The 19932-nt window shown below is 75.2% G+C and carries 19 protein-coding genes; 4 read left to right on the top strand and 15 right to left on the bottom strand.

Annotation, left to right across the window (positions count from 1 at the left end):
* Positions 1-88 precede the first annotated feature (88 nt).
* Positions 89-1810, bottom strand: coding sequence for a fatty acyl-AMP ligase (locus AB0A74_RS10275; RefSeq protein ID WP_358248516.1), 1722 nt, complete (start codon positions 1808-1810; stop codon positions 89-91).
* Positions 1810-3420 carry an AMP-binding protein gene (locus AB0A74_RS10270; RefSeq protein WP_358248515.1) on the bottom strand — a complete coding sequence of 537 codons (1611 nt, stop codon included), beginning with the start codon at positions 3418-3420 and terminating at the stop codon, positions 1810-1812. Before AB0A74_RS10270 ends, AB0A74_RS10275 begins: the two co-directional genes overlap by 1 nt.
* 129 nt (positions 3421-3549) lie before the next feature.
* On the opposite strand from AB0A74_RS10270, the gene AB0A74_RS10265 reads away from it, so the two are divergent.
* Positions 3550-4806 carry a beta-ketoacyl-[acyl-carrier-protein] synthase family protein gene (locus tag AB0A74_RS10265; protein WP_358248514.1) on the top strand — a complete coding sequence of 419 codons (1257 nt, stop codon included), beginning with the start codon at positions 3550-3552 and terminating at the stop codon, positions 4804-4806.
* A 6-nt stretch (positions 4807-4812) separates the two neighbouring features.
* Here the strand turns inward: AB0A74_RS10265 and AB0A74_RS10260 are convergent, their stop codons facing one another.
* Entirely contained in the window at positions 4813-5346 is a 534-nt protein-coding gene (locus tag AB0A74_RS10260) for a response regulator transcription factor (RefSeq protein ID WP_358248513.1), read from the bottom strand.
* Positions 5346-6050, bottom strand: coding sequence for a 3-oxoacyl-ACP reductase FabG (gene fabG, locus AB0A74_RS10255; protein WP_358248512.1), 705 nt, complete (start codon positions 6048-6050; stop codon positions 5346-5348). Before fabG ends, AB0A74_RS10260 begins: the two co-directional genes overlap by 1 nt.
* Positions 6051-6253: 203 nt before the next feature.
* Between fabG and AB0A74_RS10250 the strand changes: the two genes are divergently transcribed.
* Positions 6254-7198 carry an AraC family transcriptional regulator gene (locus AB0A74_RS10250; protein WP_358248511.1) on the top strand — a complete coding sequence of 315 codons (945 nt, stop codon included), beginning with the start codon at positions 6254-6256 and terminating at the stop codon, positions 7196-7198.
* Here the strand turns inward: AB0A74_RS10250 and AB0A74_RS10245 are convergent.
* The 5 genes from AB0A74_RS10245 to AB0A74_RS10225 form a co-directional block, all read right to left on the bottom strand.
* Positions 7195-7605 (bottom strand): arsenate reductase ArsC, encoded by a 411-nt coding sequence (locus tag AB0A74_RS10245; protein ID WP_358248510.1) that lies wholly within the window; start codon positions 7603-7605, stop codon positions 7195-7197. The two genes, AB0A74_RS10250 and AB0A74_RS10245, sit on opposite strands and share 4 nt — an antisense overlap.
* Complete coding sequence (locus tag AB0A74_RS10240; protein WP_358248509.1) at positions 7602-8291, bottom strand: aquaporin; 690 nt, start codon at positions 8289-8291, stop codon at positions 7602-7604. Before AB0A74_RS10240 ends, AB0A74_RS10245 begins: the two co-directional genes overlap by 4 nt.
* The gene (locus AB0A74_RS10235; protein WP_358248508.1) at positions 8291-8980 is read right to left on the bottom strand and encodes an ArsR family transcriptional regulator; all 690 of its coding nucleotides are present in this window, start codon (positions 8978-8980) and stop codon (positions 8291-8293) included. The genes AB0A74_RS10240 and AB0A74_RS10235 overlap by 1 nt, the downstream gene beginning before the upstream one ends.
* Positions 8981-9013: 33 nt before the next feature.
* Positions 9014-10219 carry an MFS transporter gene (locus AB0A74_RS10230; RefSeq protein WP_358248507.1) on the bottom strand — a complete coding sequence of 402 codons (1206 nt, stop codon included), beginning with the start codon at positions 10217-10219 and terminating at the stop codon, positions 9014-9016.
* A 70-nt stretch (positions 10220-10289) separates the two neighbouring features.
* On the bottom strand, positions 10290-11591 hold the full coding sequence (locus AB0A74_RS10225; RefSeq protein WP_358248506.1) for an FAD-dependent oxidoreductase: 1302 nt from the start codon (positions 11589-11591) through the stop codon (positions 10290-10292).
* Positions 11592-11690: 99 nt separating this feature from the next.
* Between AB0A74_RS10225 and AB0A74_RS10220 the strand changes: the two genes are divergently transcribed.
* On the top strand, positions 11691-12542 hold the full coding sequence (locus AB0A74_RS10220; protein WP_358248505.1) for a metalloregulator ArsR/SmtB family transcription factor: 852 nt from the start codon (positions 11691-11693) through the stop codon (positions 12540-12542).
* A gap of 3 nt (positions 12543-12545) precedes the next feature.
* Here AB0A74_RS10220 and AB0A74_RS10215 read toward each other — a convergent pair whose 3' ends face one another.
* Positions 12546-13241, bottom strand: a complete 696-nt coding sequence (locus tag AB0A74_RS10215) for a flavin reductase family protein (protein WP_358248504.1) — start codon at positions 13239-13241, stop codon at positions 12546-12548.
* A 162-nt stretch (positions 13242-13403) separates the two neighbouring features.
* On the opposite strand from AB0A74_RS10215, the gene AB0A74_RS10210 reads away from it, so the two are divergent.
* Positions 13404-14801 carry an ATP-binding protein gene (locus tag AB0A74_RS10210; protein ID WP_358248503.1) on the top strand — a complete coding sequence of 466 codons (1398 nt, stop codon included), beginning with the start codon at positions 13404-13406 and terminating at the stop codon, positions 14799-14801.
* A gap of 44 nt (positions 14802-14845) precedes the next feature.
* Here AB0A74_RS10210 and AB0A74_RS10205 read toward each other — a convergent pair whose 3' ends face one another.
* The 5 genes from AB0A74_RS10205 to AB0A74_RS10185 are packed head-to-tail and all read right to left on the bottom strand — an operon-like array spanning position 14846 to position 19932.
* A complete protein-coding gene (locus AB0A74_RS10205; RefSeq protein ID WP_358248502.1) occupies positions 14846-15493 on the bottom strand; it encodes a class I SAM-dependent methyltransferase in 648 nt (215 codons plus the stop codon).
* Positions 15490-16698 carry a hypothetical protein gene (locus tag AB0A74_RS10200; RefSeq protein WP_358248501.1) on the bottom strand — a complete coding sequence of 403 codons (1209 nt, stop codon included), beginning with the start codon at positions 16696-16698 and terminating at the stop codon, positions 15490-15492. The genes AB0A74_RS10205 and AB0A74_RS10200 overlap by 4 nt, the downstream gene beginning before the upstream one ends.
* On the bottom strand, positions 16695-17879 hold the full coding sequence (locus AB0A74_RS10195) for a glycosyltransferase family 4 protein (RefSeq protein ID WP_358248500.1): 1185 nt from the start codon (positions 17877-17879) through the stop codon (positions 16695-16697). Before AB0A74_RS10195 ends, AB0A74_RS10200 begins: the two co-directional genes overlap by 4 nt.
* On the bottom strand, positions 17876-18802 hold the full coding sequence (locus tag AB0A74_RS10190) for a UbiA prenyltransferase family protein (RefSeq protein ID WP_358248499.1): 927 nt from the start codon (positions 18800-18802) through the stop codon (positions 17876-17878). Before AB0A74_RS10190 ends, AB0A74_RS10195 begins: the two co-directional genes overlap by 4 nt.
* Positions 18802-19932 carry a glycosyltransferase family 4 protein gene (locus AB0A74_RS10185; RefSeq protein ID WP_358248498.1) on the bottom strand — a complete coding sequence of 377 codons (1131 nt, stop codon included), beginning with the start codon at positions 19930-19932 and terminating at the stop codon, positions 18802-18804. The genes AB0A74_RS10190 and AB0A74_RS10185 overlap by 1 nt, the downstream gene beginning before the upstream one ends.

The raw sequence follows: 19932 nt of genomic DNA, 5'->3' as shown, positions 1-19932 counted from the left end.
ACTCCTCTTCCTCCGGACGCGGCGACGAATGCCCGATCGACCCGGAGACACCGGCCCCGGAGGCCCCCGTGACAACCCATGACCCACGTCACGGCGTCCAGCGCGGCAGGGCGCCGGCGAGGTGGCCGCGCAGGCAGTCCGCGCGGCGCAGCTTGCCGTTCACGGTGTAGGGCAACGCTCCCGCCGCGAGCAGCTCCACGCCGTGCGCCTGCAACCCGTGCCCCACGTGCACCGCGCGCCGGACCGCCTGCACCAGCTCCGCCGGGTCCACTGTGGACTCCGGCACGACCTCGACCAGCACCACGAGCCGTTCCCGCTCGCCGTCGTCCACGCCCAGCGCGCACACGCCCCGCTCGCGCACCGCCGGGTGCGCGCGTTCCACGGTCGCCTCGATGTCGTGCGGGTAGTGGTTCGCGCCCGCGATGATGATCACGTCCTTGGCGCGGCCGGTGACGAACAGCTCGCCGTCGTAGCGGAACCCGAGGTCGCCGGTGCGCAGGAACCGCCGGCCGGGGTGGTCGGGCACCACCGCGTCGAACACGTCCGACTCGGCGTTCCAGTACCCCAGGCCGACGCTGGGCCCGGCCACGTGGATCTCCCCCACCCGGCCGTCGTCGCACGGCCGCCCGGTGACCGCGTCGACCGGCACCACGGTCGTGGCCGCCGGCACCGCACCCGAGCTGACCAGCAGGTGCCCGCCCGCCGCCGGTTCGACCGGGCGCGCGACGCCCGCGGTCAACGCCGTGCGGTCCACGCGCAGCAGCACCGGTCCCTGCCCGATCTGGCCCGCCGTGACCAGCACGGTCGACTCGGCCAGGCCGTAGGCGGGCACCAGCGCCTCCCGGCGCAGCCCCGCGCCGGCGAAGGTCTCGTGGAACCGGTCCAGCGTGGCCGCGCGCACGGGTTCGCCGCCGATGAGCAGCATCTCGACACCGCTGAGGTCCAGGGTCGCCAACTGCGCCGAGGTGATCCGGCGGGTGCACAGGTCCAGCGCGAAGTTCGGCGCGCACGTGTCCACCCGGCCGACGTCGGACAGCGTGCGCAGCCACGCGTAAGGGCTGCGCACGAACGCCGACGCGGCCATGGTGACCACGTCGTGCCCGGAGTACAGCGGTTCCAGCACGCTGCCGATCAGGCCCATGTTGTAGTGCTGCGGCAGCCACAGCACCGACGGGGGCCGGGGTTCGCCCTCCGCGTCGGCGGGCCGGGCGGTGGCCTGGTGGATCATGGCCAGGTTGTGCAGGACGTTGGCGTGGGTCAGGGTCACGCCCTTGGGCTCGCCGGTCGACCCGGACGAGTACTGGAGGTAGGCCACGGTGTCCGGGCCCGTGTCGGGACGCTGCCAGCGGTCGGCCTGCTCGTGGTCGAGCGCGTCCACGGCGATCGGGACCAGGTCGCCCCACGACGCCTCGCCGGGCAACTCGGCCAGTTGCCGCTCGGTGGACAGCACCACGCCGGGACGGGCGCTGCGCACCACGGACTCGACGCGCGCGCCCGGACCGCCCAGCGGCGGCACCGGCACCGCGACCACGCCCGCGTAGAGGCAGCCCGCCAGGGCCACGGCGAAGTCCAGGCCGGGCGGGAAGCCCAGCAGCGCGCGGGACCCGGCGGGGACGACGTCGAGCAGCCGCACCGCGAGCGCGCGGGCGCGGGTGTCGAACTCGGCCAGGGTCAGCGCCGCGTCGGGCGAGCGGTGCCGGAAGACCCGGCGGCGCGGTTCGGCCGCCGCTCGCGCGCGGCACAGGTCCACCAGGGTGGCCAGCGGGGTGCCGTCGCCGGGCAGGTGGACCCGGGGGTCGAGGATGCGCATCAGCCGTTCCTCCCGTCGCGGCCGGACAGCAGCCACGCCGCCCGGGTTTCGGCGCGGCGCAGCTTGCCGCTGGTGGTGTAGCGCAACGTGCGGGGGCGGACCGGGACGACGAGGTCCACGTCGGGCACCTCGACCACCACCGGTTCGCGGGTCTCGGCCAGCACGACGACCCGGCCGGCGGGGTCCTGGAACGCGCACGCGGCGCGGATCGACCGGTGGGCCGCGACGACCGCGTCCTCCAGGTCGTAGGGCATCAGGACGCGGTCGCCCACGGTGATCGCGTCGGCGAGCCGGCAGCGCACGTGCAGCCGCCCGTCGTGCAGGAAGCCGAGGTTGCCGGTGCGCAGGAACCCGCCGCCGTGGCCGGGCACGGTGGTGTCGAACGCGGGGTCGCCGGGCCGCCGCCAGTAGCCCGCGCCGACGCTGGGGCCCGCGACGCGGATCTCGCCGACCCGGTCGGGCGGCAGCGGTCGCCCGGTGCCCAGGTCGGTGATCACGACCGTGGCCGCGGGGTCCGGGACGCCCGAGGCGACCAGCCGGCACCCGTCCGGGCTGGGCCGCACCCGGCCGCGGGCCAGCTCGTCGGGGTCGAACGCGGTGACGACCGGGCCGGCCGGTCCCCCGCTGACCAGGACGGTCGACTCGGCCAGGCCGTAGCCGGGGAAGAACGCCTCCCGCCGGAACCCGCTGGGGGCGAACCGGTCGGCGAAGGCGTCCACGGTGTCCGCGCGGAGGGGTTCGTCGCTGATCACCGCGACCCGCAGGCGGCTCAGGTCGAGCGCGTCGCGCTGCTCGTCGGTGACCCGCCGGGCGCACAGGTCGTAGCCGAGGGCGGGCGCGGCGGCGAACCGCGCGCCGTAGCGGTCCAGCGCGGCCAGCCAGGTGACCGGGGAGCGGGCGAAGTCCTGCGGGTCCATGACCACCGACGTGTGCCCGGCGTAGAGCGGGTGCAGGACGCCGCCGACCAGGCCCATGTCGTGGAACAGCGGCAGCCAGGTCACCGTCGGCGGCCGGTCGGGCACGTCCGGCGCGGACCCGGCGATCAGGCGGACGTTGGCCAGCACGTTGCCGTGCGTGATCACCACGCCCTTGGGCCGGCCGGTCGCGCCGGAGGTGTACTGGACGTGCGACACGGCGTCCGGGCCGACCGGGACCGGCTCGAACCGCCGCGCGTGGCCCGGGTCCACCAGGTCCGTGGGCAGCGCGCGGTCCACCAGGCCCCGGCCGGCGAGCCGGTCCGAGCCGCACAGCAGCAGGTCGGGCCGGGCGTCGGCGACGATGTCGGCCAACCGCTCGAAGCGGGGGTCGCCGTGGGTGCGCCGCGTCGCCGGGGCGGGCACCGCGACGATCCCGGCGTACAGGCAGCCGAGGAACGCGGGCACGAAGTCCACGCCCCGCGCGTGGCTGAGCACCGCGCACCCGCCCGGTGGGGCGAGGTCGCGCAGCCGGGCGGCGATCGCCCGCGCCCGCAGGTCCAGTTCGCCGAAGGTGAGCGCGGCGCTCTCGTTCCCGGTGTGGTCCAGGAAAACGTGGGAGCGCCGATCGGGAAAGCGTTCCGCCCGGTGTCGGCACAATTCCACGACGTCCGTCGGTTCGGCCAGGGCCGGCATGACGCCTCCTTTCCTCAGGTGGACCGGAAACGTAAGCCGGGCGCGCGGCGCGGCGAATCGGCCGCGCGGCCGATCCGGCGCGGCGCGCGACCGTGCTTGCCTGCACCCACCGACGAAAGGGGAACGACGATGGCAGCGCGGACGCCGCGGATCGAGCACGCCCTGCACCCCACCCTGCCCCCGCCGCCCGACGACCCGGTGGTGGTGACCGGGCTGGGCCTGACCACGCCGCAGGGCGGTGACGTGCCGACGTCGTGGGCGGCGTTGCTGGCCGGCGAGTCCGGGGCCGTCACGCTGCCGTGGGCGGGGTCCCTGCCGGTGCGGATCGGGGCGCCGCTGCGCGCCGACCCGACCGCCGTGCTGGACCGCGTGGAGGCCCGCCGGTGGGACCGCTGCCAGCAGGTGGCGGTGGTCGCGGCCCGGGAGGCGTGGGCCGACGCGGGCCGGCCGGACGTGCCGCCGGAGCGGTTCGCCGTGGTCGTCGGCACCGGCCTGGGCGGCGGCGGGACCCTGGTCGCCCAGCACGACCGGATGCGGGAGCTGGGCCCCGACCGCGTGTCCCCGTTCGCCGTCACCATGCTCATGCCCAACGGCCCGGCGGCGGCGGTGAGCCTGGCCCTGGGGGCGCGCGCCGGGGCCCACGCCCCGACCAGCGCGTGCGCGTCGGGCGCGGAAGCCGTCGCGTGGGGCTGGTCGTTGCTGCGGACCGGTCGGGCGGACGTCGTGCTGGCCGGTGGCGCGGAGGCCTGCCTGGGCGAGCTGTCCCTCTCGACGTTCGCCCGGATGGGCGCGCTGTCGCGGCGCAACGACACCCCGACCGCGGCGTCCCGCCCGTTCGACCGGGACCGCGACGGGTTCCTGATGGCCGAGGGCGCGGGCGCCCTGGTGCTGGAGCGGGCCTCCCACGCCCGCGCCCGGGGCGCCCGCCCGTACGCGGTGCTGGCCGGGGCGGGCATGAGCGCGGACGCCCACGACATGACCGCCCCCGCGCCGGACGGCCAGGTGCGGGCGATCGGCGAGGCCCTGCGCACCGCCGGCCTCGACCCGCACGACGTCGATCACGTCAACGCCCACGCTCCCGGCACGCGGGTCGGCGACCGGGTGGAGGCCTCGGCGATCCTGGCCGCCCTGGGATCGCACCCGCTGGTCACGGCGACCAAGTCGGTGACCGGGCACTGCATCGGCGGGGCGGGGGCGATCGAGGCCGCCTTCACCGTGCTCACCGTGCACCACGGCCTCATCCCGGCGACGGTGAACCTGACCGAGCCGGACGTGCCGCTGGAGGTCGTCGCCGACGGCCCCCGCCGCACCCGCGTGACCGCCGCCCTGTCCCACTCCTTCGGGTTCGGCGGCCACAACGTGGTGCTGGCCTTCACCGGCTCGTAGGGCGGGTCAGCAGCGCAGGCCCTCCCGTTGCGCCAGCAGGGCCGCGTGCATCCGGTTGGGCAGGGCCAGCTTGGTGAGGATGTGGGAGACGTGGGTCTTCACCGTCGCCGCCGTCACGTGCATCTCCCGGGCGATCTCGCGGTTGGACCGGCCCTGGGCGACCAGCCGCAGCACCTGGCGTTCGCGGTCGGTCAGGTGCCGCAGCGGCGGCGAGGCGCGCAGCCGGTCCACCAGCCCGGCGGCCAGGTAGGTGCCGCCGGCGGCCACCGCCCGCGCCGCCGCCTCGGCGTCGCGCCCGTCCCGGCAGGCGAACCCGCGTGCGCCGGTGTGCAGGTAGCGGGCCAGTTCGTGCGGGGAGACCAGGGCGACGACCCGCAGGCCGGCGTCGGCGAGCCGCCGGACCGGCTCCTCGTCGGCGGTGTCCGCCAGCACCACGTCCGGGCGTCTGCGCAGCGCCGTCGAGACGGTGTCCGGGCCCGGGACGGTGCTGGGCAGGGCGGGTGGCCGGCGCAGCGGGTCGGCGACCAGGAGGACGTCCATCAGTGCCCCATCCCCATGCCGCCGTCCACCGGGATGACCGCGCCGGTGATGTAGCCGGCGGCCGGTCCCGCGAGCCACTCGACCACCGACGCCACCTCCTCCGGCTCGGCGAACCGGCGCAGCGGGATCGCGTCGCGGTAGGCCGCCCCGTACTGCTGCGGCAGGTCCGCGGTCATGTCGGTCACGACGTACCCGGGCGCCACGACGTTCGCCGTGACCTGCCGGCTGCCCAGCTCCCGGGCCAGCGACCGGGCCAGGCCGATCAGGCCCGCCTTGCTGGCCGCGTAGTTCGTCATGCCCGCGCTGCCGTAGGTCGCGGCGACCGAGGAGATGAAGATCAACCGGCCGGAGCGGTTGCGGACCATCGGCCCCACCGCCCGCCGCGCGCAGCGCCACGCGCCGGTCAGGTTGGTGTCCACGACGCGAGCGAAGCGGTCCTCGGTCATGCGGGTGATCAGCGTGCTGTCGGTGATGCCGGCGTTGGCCACCAGGACCTCCACCGGACCCAGCTTCTCCTCCACCTCCCCGAAGGCCGCCTCCACCGCCTCCGGGTCGGTGACGTCGCAGCGCACGCCGTACAGGTAGTCCGGCACGACCGCGCCGCGGTGGGTGACGGCCACCCGGTCACCCCGTTCCGCGAACGCCCGTGCGGTGGCCAGCCCGATACCGCGATTGCCGCCGGTGACCAACACCGTTCGGCTCATGTGCCGCTCCTTTTCCTAGGCCGGTCGAATGATTTCCGGCGCATTCACAGATGTGCCCCGGAATCGCTTGTACGGTTGGTTCCGGTGATGGGCACCGGCGCCCCCTGCAATGGACATTAGGGAGGACGGCGGTGCACGCCGTAGACATCACGGGACGGCCGGTTGGCATTTCCGGCCGGCGCGGCACGGCAGGCGTTCGCGGCATGGTCGCGGTGGGGCGCGAGCACGGGGTGGATGTCCGGACGTTGCTCACCGGCAGCGGGGTCACGCCCGAGCAGGTCGAGGACCCGGCGGCGGTGGTCCGCGCGGCGCAGGAGCTGGTGGTGGCGCAGAACCTGGTCCGCGCGTGCCCGCGGCCGGGGCTGGGCATCGACGTGGGGTCGCGCCTGCGGCTGCGGCACTACGGCGTGTGGGGGTTCGCGCTGCTGGCCAGCCCGACGCTGCGGGTGGCCGCCGAGGTCGGGCTGCGCCGGTTGCCGCTGACCTACGCCACGGCCGGGGTGTCGGTGCGGGTGGCCGGGCCGGAGGTGCGGGTGCAGGTGGACGACGCCGGCGTGCCCCCGGCCGTGCGGGACTTCGTGGTGGAGCGGGAACTGGAGTCGATCCGCGGCATCATCGGCGGGCTGCTCGGCGAACCGGTGCCGCTGCTGCGGATCGACCTGCGCCGCGCGCCGACGCCGGGGCTCTTCCGCGACGTCCCGGTCACCTTCGGCGCGCCACGCGACGCGCTGGTGGCCCCGACCGCCCTGCTGGACCGGGCACTGCCGCAGGCCGACCCGCACACCATGCGCGTGTGCGCCCGGGAGTGCGACCTGCTCATGCTCGGCCGGCTCGACGGGGTGGTGGCGGCGCGCGTGCGCGAGGTGTTCCGGTCGGCCGGCGTCCTGGACATGGAGACGACGGCCGCCCGGATGCACATGTCCGCACGCACCTTGCGGCGACGGCTGGCCGCCGAGGGCACGTCGTACCACCGGGTGGCGGCGGAGGCGCGGCACGCGGCGGCGGTCGAGCTGCTGACCACGACCCGGTTGGGGGTCGAGCCGATCGCGCTGCGCCTGGGGTACACGGACGCTTCGACGTTCACCCGGGCGTTCCGTCGGTGGACCGGGGTCACGCCGGGCGCCTACCGCGTCCGCGGGCCGGCCTAGGCGTTCCCGTCGAGGAGTTCGGCGAGCAGGGCGCGGACGCGGCGGTCGATGTCGTCGCGGATCGGGCGGACGGCGTCGAGGCCCTGGCCCGCGGGGTCTTCGAGGTCCCAATCCAGGTAGCGCTTGCCGGGGAAGACGGGGCAGGTGTCGCCGCAGCCCATGGTGATGACCACGTCCGAGGTCTCGACGTCCTCGGTGGTCAGCTTGGAGGGGACCTCGGCGGTGATGTCCAGGCCCAGTTCGGCCAGGGCCTTCGCGGCGGCGGGGTTGACGTGCTCGGCGGGTGCGGAGCCGGCGGAGCGGACGGTGACGCGGCCCAGGGCGTAGTGCTGCAGCAGCGCGGCGGCCATCTGGGAGCGGCCGGCGTTGTGGACGCAGACGAACAGGACTTCGGGCTTGCGGCTCAACGGAGTTGCCCTTCGGTGGCGGGAGCGGTGGTCGGGTGCAGCACGCGGACCAGCACGACCGCCGCCGGGACGGCGACGAGCTGGGCGAGCAGGTAGGCGGGGACGGAGGCGGGCGCGATGCCGGCGAAGGTGTCGGTGAACGCGCGGCCGACGGTGATGGCGGGGTTGGCGAAGCTGGTGGAGCTGGTGAAGAAGTACGCCGCGCCGATGTAGGCGCCCACGGCGGCCGGGGCGAGCGCGGCGCGACCGGTGCGGGCCAGGGAGAAGACCACCAGCAGCAGGCCCGCGGTGGCGACCACTTCGGACAGTCCGTGGGGCAGGGTGGCGCGGTCGGTGGTGGCGACGCTGACCGGTGCGAGGTCGAACATGGTGTTGGCCAGGACGGCTCCGCTGACGCAGCCGGCGACCTGGGCGGCGGTGTAGGCGGGGACGTCGCGCCAGGCCAGGCCGCCGAGGGCGGCGTCGGCGAGGCTGACGGCGGGGTTGAAGTGGCCGCCGCTGACCGGGCCGAAGACCAGGATGATCGCGTAGAGGCCGACGGCGGTGGCGGCGGCGTTCTCCAGCAGTTGCAGGCCGACGTCGTTCGGGGACAGGGTCTGCGCGGCGATGCCGGAGCCGATGACGAGCGCGGCGAGCAGCAGGCTGCCCAGGTACTCCGCGAGCAGCCGGTGGGACAGGGGGCGCATCAGGGCTCCTGGGGCGTGCGCGTGGCGGGGATCAGGCGGTCGACCCGGTCGGACAGGTCGCGGTAGGCGGCGTCGAACGCGTCGCGGGTGCCGGGCGAGGCCGGGTCGGCGACCGACCAGTGCAGGCGGTGGGCCGGGTCGCCGCCCAGCTCCTCGTGGGCGCTGTCGCACACGGCCACCACTAGGTCGTCGGGCCGCAGCACGTCGTCGAGGTGGCGGGTGCGGGCGCGGGCCAGGGACAGGCCGTGCGCGCGGGCCGTCTCCACCGCGAGGGGGTGGACGCGCTCGGCCGGGCGGGTGCCGGCGCTGGCGACCGGGACGCGGCTGCGGCGCTTCCACAGCGCGGCGGCCAGCTGCGAGCGCGCGGAGTTGCGGCTGCACACGAACACCACCCGTGCGGCCTCGCGCTGCCCGGTGGGGGTGAGCCCGGCCAGGGCGTCGGCGCGCAGCCGCAGGTAGGTGCGGCGGTGGTCGCCCTCGGACCGGAACTTCTCCACCACGCCCGCCTGGTCGAGCAGCTTCACGTGGTGGGCCAGCAGGTTGCTGGGCAGGCCGAGGGCACGCCCGAGTTCGCCCGGCGAGGCGTCGCCGAGCAGCAGGTGCTCGACCACGGCCAGCCGCGCAGGCTCGCCCAGCGCCGCGTGCACCCGCGCCCGGACCACCAGGTCGGAAGGCCAGTCAGTAGTCATTGACTCAATGATGCTTGACCGAACCCGCCGGGGTCAATGCGGGGGGCGCGACGGCACGGATTTGAGCGCCAGCACCGCCGCCACCGCGCCGGCCGCCGCCAGCAGCACGAACACGACCGGGTAGCCGCCGAGCCGTTCGGCGACCGCGGCGGCGATCCACGGCGACACCGCCGCCGTCACCGCCAGCGGCGTTTGGAGCAGGCCGCCCAGCCGCCCGTAGTGCCGGGTGCCCCACCGGTCGGTGACGGCGGTGGCGTGCAGGAGCGTGAAGGTGCCGCGCGCGGCTCCGGCCAGGACGGACGCGGCGATCAGCGCGACCGCCGGGCCGGGGACCAGGCCCAGGAGCAGGGCGGTGGCGGAGGCGGCGAGCAGGACCGCGACCGTGCGCGCCCGCACCGACGTCCGCGCCACCAGCCGCCCGTACCCCAGGCGTCCCAGCACCTGCCCGACGCCGGCCAGGCCCAGCGCCCACGCCGCGACGGTCGTCGGCATCCCGCGTTCGGCGAACAACGGCACCGTCGCGACCACCACCGCGTACACCGCGACCCCGCCCAGGCTCATCGCCACGACCAGCACCGCGAACGGGCGGCTGCGCGCGATCACGGTCGGGTCCTCGGACCGGTGCGCCGCGACCGGCGGCGCGGGCCACGGCCGGCGCAGGCCGAACAGGTGCGCCGGCACGGTCAGGACGGCGAGCACACCGGCCAGCAGCAGGTAGGTCCGCCGCCAGTCGAGGTGTTCGGCGAGCAACGCGGTCAGCGGCGCGAAAACCGTGCTGGCCAGCCCGCCGACCAGCGTCGACACGGTCAGCGCCGCGACCCGCCGGTCGCCGTGCCAGCGGGTCAGCGCGGCGAACGCGGGCTGGTAGAGGGTCGCCGACATGCCCGCCCCGACCAGCACCCACCAGGCGAAGAACCACGGCAGCGACGGCGCGGACGCCATCCCGACCAGCGCGCCGACCGCGACCAGCGACCCGGCCGTCATCACCGGCCGCGGACCGACCCGGTCCAGCAGGCGGCCGACCGGCACCCGGGCCGCCGCCGACACCAGTTGCGCCACCGAGAACGCCCCGATCACGGCGGTGGCCGACCAGCCGGTGTGCGCGGCGATGCCGGGCGCCGGCACGGGGAAGGCGTAGAACAGCACGCCCCAGGCGGTGATCCGGGTCAGGCACAGCACCGCCAGGACCCGACGCGGCCCCACCACCGCGCCGGGCCGCGCGTCCTCAGCCGCCCGCACGCCACGCGCCTTCAGCGAGCCGCGCGCCGCGCATCCCCGGCGCGCACCGCGGCGCATCCCCGGCGCGTCCTCAGCAGCGCGCGCCGGGGGCGGACAGGGTCAGGACCTGCGGGGTGCCGCAGCAGCCGCCCGACGAGGCCTCGGGCTCGGCGTCGAACACCCCGGACCCGCCGCACACCCCCGTCTCGGGCAGCGTCAGCTCCACCCGCCCGGCGGACTCGTGGTCGCCCGCGATCTCCGCGACCACGCTGCGGACCTGCTCGTACCCGGTCAGGGTCAGGAACGTCGGCGCGCGCCCGTAGCTCTTCATCCCCACCAGGTACACGCCCGGCTCCGGGTGGCGCAGCTCGTTCGCGCCGTGCGGGTAGACCGTGCCGCACGAGTGGACGTTCGGGTCGATCAGCGGCGCGAGCCCGACCGGGGCCTGCAACACCGGGTCCAGCTCCAGCCGCACCTCCGACAGCCACGACAGGTCCGGCCGGAACCCGGTCAGCACCACGACCTCGTCCACCGGCTCCAGCCGGTGCCCGTCCTGCGACTCCAGCACCAGCCGCTCCCCGTGCCGCTCGACCACCGCCGTGCGGAACCCGGTGACCACCTCGACGTTGCCCGCCTTGGCCGCGGCCTTGGCCCGCAGCCCCAACGCGCCGCGCGCCGGGAGCTGGTCGGCCTCGCCGCCGCCGAAGACGTTGCCCACCGCGCCCCGGCGCAGCAGCCACGTGACGTGCGTGCCGGGGTGCCGCTCGGCCAGCTCGGCGAGCACGACCAGCGCGGTCAACGCCGAGTGCCCGCTGCCGGCCACCGCGATCCGCTTGCCGGCGTACCGCTCGCGCTCCGCCGCCAGGTCCGGCACCCGGTAGGCGATCCGGTCCGCGGCCTCCCGCTCCCCCAGCGCGGGCAGCCCGTCGCCGCCCAGCGGGTTGGGGTCACCCCACGTGCCGGACGCGTCGATGACCGCCCGCGCCGCGATCCGCTCCCCCGCCAGGTGCACGGTCAGCGGCTCGGTCTCGCGGCCCGCGTCCACCACCCGGTCCCGCCCGCGCCGGGCCACCCCGACCACGCGCGAGTCGTACCGGACGTACCGGTCCAACTCCTCGGCCAGCGGCTCCAGGTAGTCCGCGACCCACTCGCCGCCGGTCGGGTACCCCTCGGGCGCCCGCCACCCGGTCGGCTCCAGCAGCCGGCGCGCCGCCGGGTCCACCAGCTCCGACCACCGCGAGAACAGCCGCACGTACTTCCACTGCGCCACCGCCGCGCCCGCCCGGGGACCGGCCTCCAGCACCAACGGCCGCAGACCCCGCTCCAGCAGGTGCGCCGCGGCGGCCAACCCCACCGGACCCGCACCGACCACGACCACCGGAAGCTCGCTCACGCCACTACCCCTTTCATCGACGTCCTTCTATCAATGCAAGGGGACTCTATAGACCGACATCTATGGGCGCAACCTCTCCGGCCCTCTATAGTCAGCACCATGACGACCACGCTGACGCCCGCCACCCTGCCGGTCGAGGACGCGACGACCTACGCCCAGTGGTTCGCCTGCCTGGCCGACCCGACGCGGGTCCGCCTGCTGCACACCGTCGCCGTGTCGCCCGGCGAGATCGCCGTCGGCACCCTGGCGGAGGCGATCGGCGTCAGCCAGCCCACCTGCTCCCACCACCTGCGCAAGCTCGCCGAGACCGGGTTCGTGCGCCTGCGCAAGGAGGGCACCCAGACCCTCGTGTCGGTCAACCAGGCGTGCTGCACCGGCCTGCCGCACGCCGCCGACGCCGTCATGGGCACCGTCGTCACCCGACCGTGCTGCCCGAGCGACCTGCCCGCCGACGTCACCGTCCGCGCGATGACCGAGGACGACTGGACCGACGTCCGCCGCATCTACGGCGAGGGCATCGCCACCCGCAACGCCACGTTCGAGACCGAGACCCCGAGCCGCCGCACCCTGGACGCCAAGTGGCTCCCGGACCACCGCTGGGTCGCCGAGATCGACGGCGAGGTGGTCGGCTGGGCGGCGGCCACCCCGGTCTCCGCCCGGGAGTGCTACGCGGGCGTGGCGGAGACGTCGGTCTACGTGGGCGACGGCGCGCGCGGTCGCGGTGTCGGGAAGTCGTTGCTGCACAAGCAGGTCACCGCCGCCGACCAGGCGGGGCTGTGGACGCTGCAGACGGCGGTCTTCCCGGAGAACCGGGCCAGCATCGCCCTGCACCACGCGGCCGGCTTCCGCACGGTGGGCGTGCGCGAACGCATCGCCCAGCACCACGGCGTGTGGCGCGACACCGTCCTGTTGGAACGCCGCAACGACACCGCGGCCGACTGCGCCTGCTGAGGTTCACGCGCGGGCCGGCACGCTCCGGGCGCGCTCGATGTCCGGTCCCCGGTAGAGCCGTTCCGGGATCCGGGCCAGCGTGGACGGGTGCACCTGCGGGCCGAGCCCGTAGAACTTCTGGAAGCTCATGATCAGCGGGCGCCAGCGGTCGGGGTCGATGCGGTCCGCCGACCCCGGCGCCCTGATGTCGTCGTGCACGAACACCCGCTGCACCCGCACCTCGACGGCCAGGATCGACCCGCGCTGCCGCTCGTCGCGGTCGGCCACCGGGTGCACCGCCTCGACCACGACCTCCATGGCCACCGGGCACTCCGCCACCCGCGGCGGCCCGACGGTCTCCGACGCCACCGCCGTGAACCCGGCCCGCGCGAACTTGTCGGCCACGTGGGAGTACCCGCGCTCGACCTTGCCCGGCGGCACCGGGTCGGCCCCGGTGGTCAGGGCGAGCCGGTCCACGTGGGCCGCCAACCGGTCGGAGGGCAGGTTGAGCACGGCTTCGCCGGTGCGCAGGAGGTTGCGCGCGGTGTGCGCCCTGGCCCCGATGCCCAGGACCGCCCGCCAGCCGAGCCAGAAGGCGGAGGAGATGGGGGCGAGGTTGGGCGTGCCGTCCTCGTTGTCGGTGGAGACCAGGATGACGGGCGTGCCGAAGTACAGGATGCCGGGCTCGATGGGCTGGTGGAGGGGGATTTCCGAGGTCACGGGCACCAGTCTCGACGTCCGCGACGGCCCGCGGCCGGCGGGAATCGGCCCTTGGGCCGGGGAGCCCCGTGGCGGTGACGCACCAGGGAACCGGGGGTGTCTCGGGGTCTTCCCGGATGCACCTCGACCGTTCGACGCAAGAGACTCACGCTCGTGGAGGACATGGGGGATGTGAATCCCGAAGATGTGAAAGCGCTGGCCCTGGGGTTGCGGCGGCTGCTCGCCCTCGCCGACGGGCTGGTCGAGGCCGACGACCGACCACCGCCGCTGATCGCCAAGGTCCTCGAACACCTCGGGTGCGACATGGGCGAGGTCGTGTCGGTGGTCAGCCGGTTCGAGGTGTGGGAGCACGTCAACCTGCACCGCGGCGTGGAGGCGTATCTCGGCGACCACACCCCGGACCCCGAGTGGTTCGGGATCAGCGGGCAGCAGCGGGGGCACGAGGACATCGTGGACATGCTCGTCTCGGCCCGGCACCAGAAGGTCTACGACCTCGGGGCGGCGGAGTTCGCGACCACCGCGGTCGGGCCCGACGAGAGCGTGGACGTCGTCCAGCTCGGCCTCGCGCCGACCCGCGCGCCCGACGGCACCCCGGTGTTGGTGGGCATCCGCGGCTACAACGAGTACGGGCCGCCGGCGTGCAAGCTGGAGGTCCTGGCCGCCGACCGGGCCGCCGCCCGCGCCACCGGCGTCGAGGTCGAGCGGCTGATGCGGGAGCACAACGCGCTGCGCGGCCAGGTGCTCGCGTTCGGGGTGAGCGAGCACCGGGGCAACGACCTGGTGACGTTCCTGCCGCGGCCCGCCCTCGGCCCCGACGACGTGGTGCTGCCCGAGGGCCTGCTCGACTCGATCGAGCGGCACGTGGTCGGCATCGCCGAGCACTCGGAGCAGCTGCTCGCCGCCGGTCAGCACCTCAAGCGCGGCCTGCTCCTGCACGGCCCGCCGGGCACCGGCAAGACCCACACCGTGCGCTACCTGATGAGCCGGCTGCGCGAGTGCACGGTGATCCTGCTGACCGGCCCGGCGATGCGCTTCCTCAACCAGGCCGCCGCCCTGGCCCGGCGGCTGCAACCGTCGATGGTCGTCATCGAGGACGTGGACCTGATCGCCATGGAACGCGGCCACGGCCCGACCGGCTCGTCCCCGCTGCTGTTCGCCCTGCTGGACACGATGGACGGGGTGGGCGCGGACGCGGACGTCACGTTCGTCCTCACCACCAACCGGGCGGACGAGCTGGAACGGGCGCTGACCGACCGCCCCGGCCGCGTGGACCTGGCGGTGGAGGTGCCCCGACCGGACGCGGAGGGCCGGTCGCGGCTGCTCCGCCTCTACGGCCGGGACGTGGACCTGCGCGCCGACCTCGCCCCGGTGGTCGAGGCGACCGAGGGCGTGACGGCGAGCTTCATCAAGGAACTCCTGCGCCGGGCGGTCCTGGAAGCGGTGCGGCGCGACGGTTCGGCCGTCCCGGTGGTGGGTGACGAACTGCTCGACATCGCCCGTGAGATGACCGACCAGCGCCAGTCGCTCACCAGCGCGTTGCTGGGCGGCAGGACGACCTGATCCGGCGGCCGTGGGGGCGGGCCGCGTCCCGCCCCCACGGGGCCTCACCCGTTGCGCAACCGCAGCCCGGTGTAGAGCCGCAGGGCGCTGCCGCCGGCGTTGGGCACGCGGACCTCCCCGACCACCCGGAACCGGCTGCGCAGCGCGGGTTGCAGCGTCTGCCGCCGGTCGCCGTACTGGCCGGGGCCCTGCCGGGTGAGCAGCCGCAGCGGCAGGTCCCACACCGAGGTCGCGCCCGGCGTGCACACGACCAGCGTGCCGCCGGGCCGCAGCACCCGCCGCATCTCCCGGCACGCCGCGTCGATGTCGGGCACGTACTCCAGCGTGCTCACCGACACCAGGCAGTCGAAGTACCCGTCGTCGTAGGGCAACGACTCGACGCCGGCGGTCGCCAGGGACGCGACCACGCCGTGCCGCGCCAGGTTCGCCGCCACCCGCTCGCGCATCGGGTGCGGGTCCACGCCGTGCAGCTCGTCGCAGTGCCGGGCCAGTTCCGGCAGGAACACCCCGCTGCCGTACCCGATCTCCAGCAGCCGCCCGAAGCGCGTGCCGCCGAGCAGGTCCACGACGATCCGGAACCGCCGCCGCTGGACCGCGCGCAGCACCGGCAGGTGGTTCCACTGCGGGTGGTCCACGTCGCTGGTGGGCGTCAGCCCCGCCCTGGGCAGCAGCTTGAGCTGTGGTGACATCATCGGTTTCCCCTTGTGGTAGAAGCGATCGGCGAGCGGCGGAGCACCGCCAGGAACCACCACGCCAGCACGGTGTTGACCGCGGCGAAGGCGGCGATCATGCCCGGCGCGCCGGCCAGGACGGCCCCCGCCGCCTGCACGCCCAGTCCGGGCGCGAAGGCCACGGCCAACGCCCGGCGGACCCGGGCCAGCCCCAGGTCCGGCTGCACGGTGAAGACGCAGAACACCACGATCACCACCGCGTGCGCGGTGCACCCGACGGCCGTGAGCACCAGCCATCCGACGACCAGGTGCTCCAGCGCGTCCGCGGCGGCCAGGCCGACGACGACCAGCGCCGACGCCCCGAGCACCGACGCCGCGACCAGGCGGGGCGCGTGCCCGAGCACGGCCCGCCGGCCGGTCGCGGCGTCGCGCCGGGCCAGCCGCGAGATCAGCACCGACGCCAGCGAGTCGGTGAACAGCACCCCGACGACCCGGCGGCAGGCGCCGACGTACAGGGCGTAGACGCCGACCGCCGCCGGGCCGGCCGCCTGCGCCAGCAGGATCACGTCGAACCCGAACAGCAGCGCCAGCAGCGACTGGCCCGTGCTGTACGCCCACCCCTCGCGCAGGAACGTCCGGGCCAGGCCCGCGTCCCCGCGTTTGGGCGCACAGCCCAGACCGGCCATCATCAGCGCCGCACAGGCGGTGTTGCCACACATGATCAACACCGAGTAGAGCGCGGGACTCCCCTGTCCCGCGACCACGAGCACCGCGGCGAGGTACGCCGCGCCGTACCCCAGCCGCAGCCCGGACGCCAGCGCCTGCCGCCCCCGGATCCGCAGCAGCGACTCCGCCAGCGTCATCACCGCCGCCGACGCCCCGAGCCCCGCGGCGTGCCACAGCGGCGCAGCCGCGCCCACCACCGCCACCACCGCGAGGTACGCCCCGGCCGTCAGCACGCAGGCCGCCAGGACCACGGCCACCGCCGTCCCCACGACCACGCCCGCGTCGGACCCGGCCGCGATGGCGCGGCTCGCGCCGACGTGCACGCCCCACAGCATCGGGATGCCGAGGACCACGCCGACCGCCTGCACGGCCACGAACTCGCCGAACACCGCGAACCCGTCGTGCCGGGCGATGAGCAGACTGGCCGCGGTCACCAGCACGCTCGCGCCGGCGGACACCAGCGCCGGGGTCCACGACCGGGCTCGGACCAGGACGGTCACCGGCCGACCGCCCCGGCGTAGGCCCGCAGCGTGCGGGCAGCCGCCGCCTCCCAGGAGTGGTGGGCCAGGACGTACCGCCGGCCCCGGTCGCCCGGGTCCTCCTCGAACGCCCGGACGATCGCCCCCGCCAACTCCCCCGGCTCGACGGTCGCCGTGCGCAGGCACGCCCCCTCCGCGCTGCCCACGACGTCCGGGTCGAACCCGGGTCCCACGACGGTCCGGGCCCGCAGCGCCATCGCCTCCAGCGCCACGAACCCGAACGGCTCGTAGGTCGAGGGGAACACGCACGCGTCGGCGGCGACGAGGTGGTCCCGCAGGTCGTCGGTGTCCAGGAACCGCCCGAGCACGTGCACCCGGTCGTCCAGGCCCAGCCGCCGCACCCGGTCGTGCACCCGGTCGTCGAACACCGTGTCCGGCCACCCGGACCCGGCCAGCACCAGGGTCGCGTCCACGCCGTCGTCCAGCACCCGCCGGAACGCGTCCAGCAGGTCGAGCACGCCCTTGTGCGCCGCGTACCGACCGGCGTACACGACCAGCCGCCGCCCCTCCCCGACCCCGTACAGCGCCCGGACCTTGTCCCGCACCACGGCCCGCTCGTCGTCGTCCGGGCACGCCATCCGCCACGCCTTGCCCGCGCCGTGCGACACCACGGCCACGTCGTCACGGCCGGCCAGGTGCGGCACGGCGGCCACCGTCTCCGCCGACGGGACCACGACCAGCCGGGCGCACCGGCTCAACGCCCGGTTGAGCAGCCGCCCGAGCGCGGCGACCGGCCCCCGGCTCCCGTCGCCGTGGAAGGTCTCGGCGGAGTGCACGTGGTAGCAGACCGGGACGCGCAGCAACACCGCGCAGACCAGCCCGGCGGGCGCGCACATCCAGTCGTGCACCGCGACGACGTCCACCGCCTTCCGCAGCCGCCAGACCTCCGCCACACCGGCGAGGTTGAGCCGTGCGACCGCGACCGCCATCCCCCACCGCGACCCCGGCAACCCGGTGGGCACCCGCCGGACCGTCACCCGACCGTCCCGCGACACCAAGGGCAGGTCGCGGTGCCGGGACGCCCCGACCAGGTGCACCTCCGCGTCCGCCGAGGCCATCCCCCCGAGCAGCCCTTCCACGTACGTCCCGATCCCGCCGAGCGGATCGGGCGGCGCGCCCGTGGCGACCACCACCACCTTCACAGCAGCCTCCCCAGAGCCAGACAGGCCAACCACAGCACCGCGTTGACCACCAACGGCACGTCGGTGAGCACGTCCCTGCCGGGCTCACCACCCCGGTGCTCCGCCAGCAGGTAGGCGTACCGGCACAACGCGAACACCACGAACGGCACCGTCACCACCGCGAGCACCGCCGCCCCCGGTTGCGGCCCGGACAGCACGAACATCTCGTAGGACACCAGGGTCGCCGCCAGCAGCACGGCGATGAGCTGGTCCAGCAGCGGCACCGAATACCCGGTCAGGGCGGGCCGTTGCGCCGCTGCGCGCCCCCGCAACCCGGCCAGCTCGTGCCGCCGCTTGCCCAACGACATCAGCAGGCACGTGAAGTACACGCAGAGGATCAGGGCCGGGTTGAACGGCGCGGCCACCACCAGGCACCCCGCCACCGCGCGCAACACGAACCCCAGGGCCACCGCGCTCACGTCCACCAGCGGGTAGTGCTTCAACCGCAGGCAATAGGCCAGGTTCAGCACGGCGTACCCGGCGACCGCCGCCTGCACCGGCGGCGGCAGCAGCGCCCCGCACCCCACCAGCGCCGCGAGGCACCCGGACCCCAGCAGCGCGGCCCGCACCGGCCCGACCCGGCCGCTGGCGACCGGCCGGTGCCGCTTGACCGGGTGCAGCCGGTCCTTCTCGCGGTCGAGCCAGTCGTTCAGCACGTACACGGCCGCCGAAGCGGCGGTGAAGGTGACCATTGTGGACAGTGCGGGCACCAGGTGCGCCCACAACGCCACCGGGTCCACCGCCAGCGGCACGATGAGCACGAAGATGTTCTTCACCCATTGCCGTGGCCGCAACAACGCCAGCGCCGGTAATCGCGACCGCGCGGGCACCACCAGGGCCGGCGTCCGGTGGCCGGCCGCGAGGTCTTCGCCGCTGAGCCCCATCACGGCCGCCCCCGCAGCCGCGCGAACGCCTCTTCGTGCGCGTCCAGGGAGGTCTCGCCGCCGAACAGCTTCGTCGCGGCCTCGCGTCCCGCCTCCCGGTCCTCGGCGGGCAGCCGCGCCATCTCCAGCACGGCCGCGCGCAACGCCACCGGGTCGCGCGGCGGCACCAGCTTCCCGAACCCCGTGGCCAGCACGGGGTGGTCGGCCCCGGGGATCGCGGTGGTCACCGGCGGGACCCCGGTCATCATCGCCTCCACCTGTACGATCCCGAACGACTCGGCGATCGACGGCAGCGCGAACACGTCGATGGACGCGTAGAAGTCCCGCACCTCGTCGCCGCGCAACAACCCGGTGAACCGGATCCGGCGGTCGTCACCGGCTTCGTCCCGCAGTTGCGCGATGTTGCTGCCGCCGGCCACGGACGTGCAGTCCCCGGCGACCAGCAGCCGCGCGTCCGGGTCCGGGATGGACCGGAACGCCCGGATCAGGTACTCGATGCCCTTCTCCACGGTGATCCGGCCCATGAACCCGACGTGCAGGCCGTCGCCGTCGCGCAGCCGCGGCGTGCCGCCGGTGCGGTCCAGGCACGGGGACGGGATCGGCAGCAGGGCGCGGCGGCGGATCGTCGGCCAGATCCGCGAGCCCCGGGCCTGCTCCTCGCTGTTGGTGATGACCAGGTCCGCCCTGCGCACGGCCGCCGCGCACACCCGGTCCACCAGCCACAGCCCGAAGCGGTTGACCACGCCCTCGGGCAGGAACGCGTCGATGTGGTAGGTCACGACCAGCTTGGCGTTCCCCCGGCCCGCGGCCACGAACGCGGCTTCGGGGTTGGGCAGGTGCACGTGCAGGATGTCCGAACGGGCCGCGAGCCGCTTGGCCAGCAACGGAAGCTGCGGGCTGAGGAACCCGCGGCTGACCCGCGCCAGCACCGGAGCGCGGAACACGTGGACGCCGTTGAGCACCTCATGGCGCGGCAGCGCCGGGTCGTGCCGGGCGCACACCACCGCGACCTTCCAGCCGCGCCGGGCGAGCCCTTCGGCGGTCAACCGCGCGGACTCGGTCAGACCGGAGACGTAAGGGGCGTAGTAGTCGAGCATCACCGTCACGTCGAACCTGTCGGGTTGCAACAC

This window comes from Saccharothrix sp. NPDC042600 (assembly GCF_040647305.1).
GTDB classification, from domain to species: Bacteria; Actinomycetota; Actinomycetes; order Mycobacteriales; family Pseudonocardiaceae; genus Actinosynnema; species Actinosynnema mutabilis.
The sequence above is the reverse complement of the archived record's forward strand: the minus strand, read 5'-3'. Positions and strand labels throughout refer to the sequence as shown.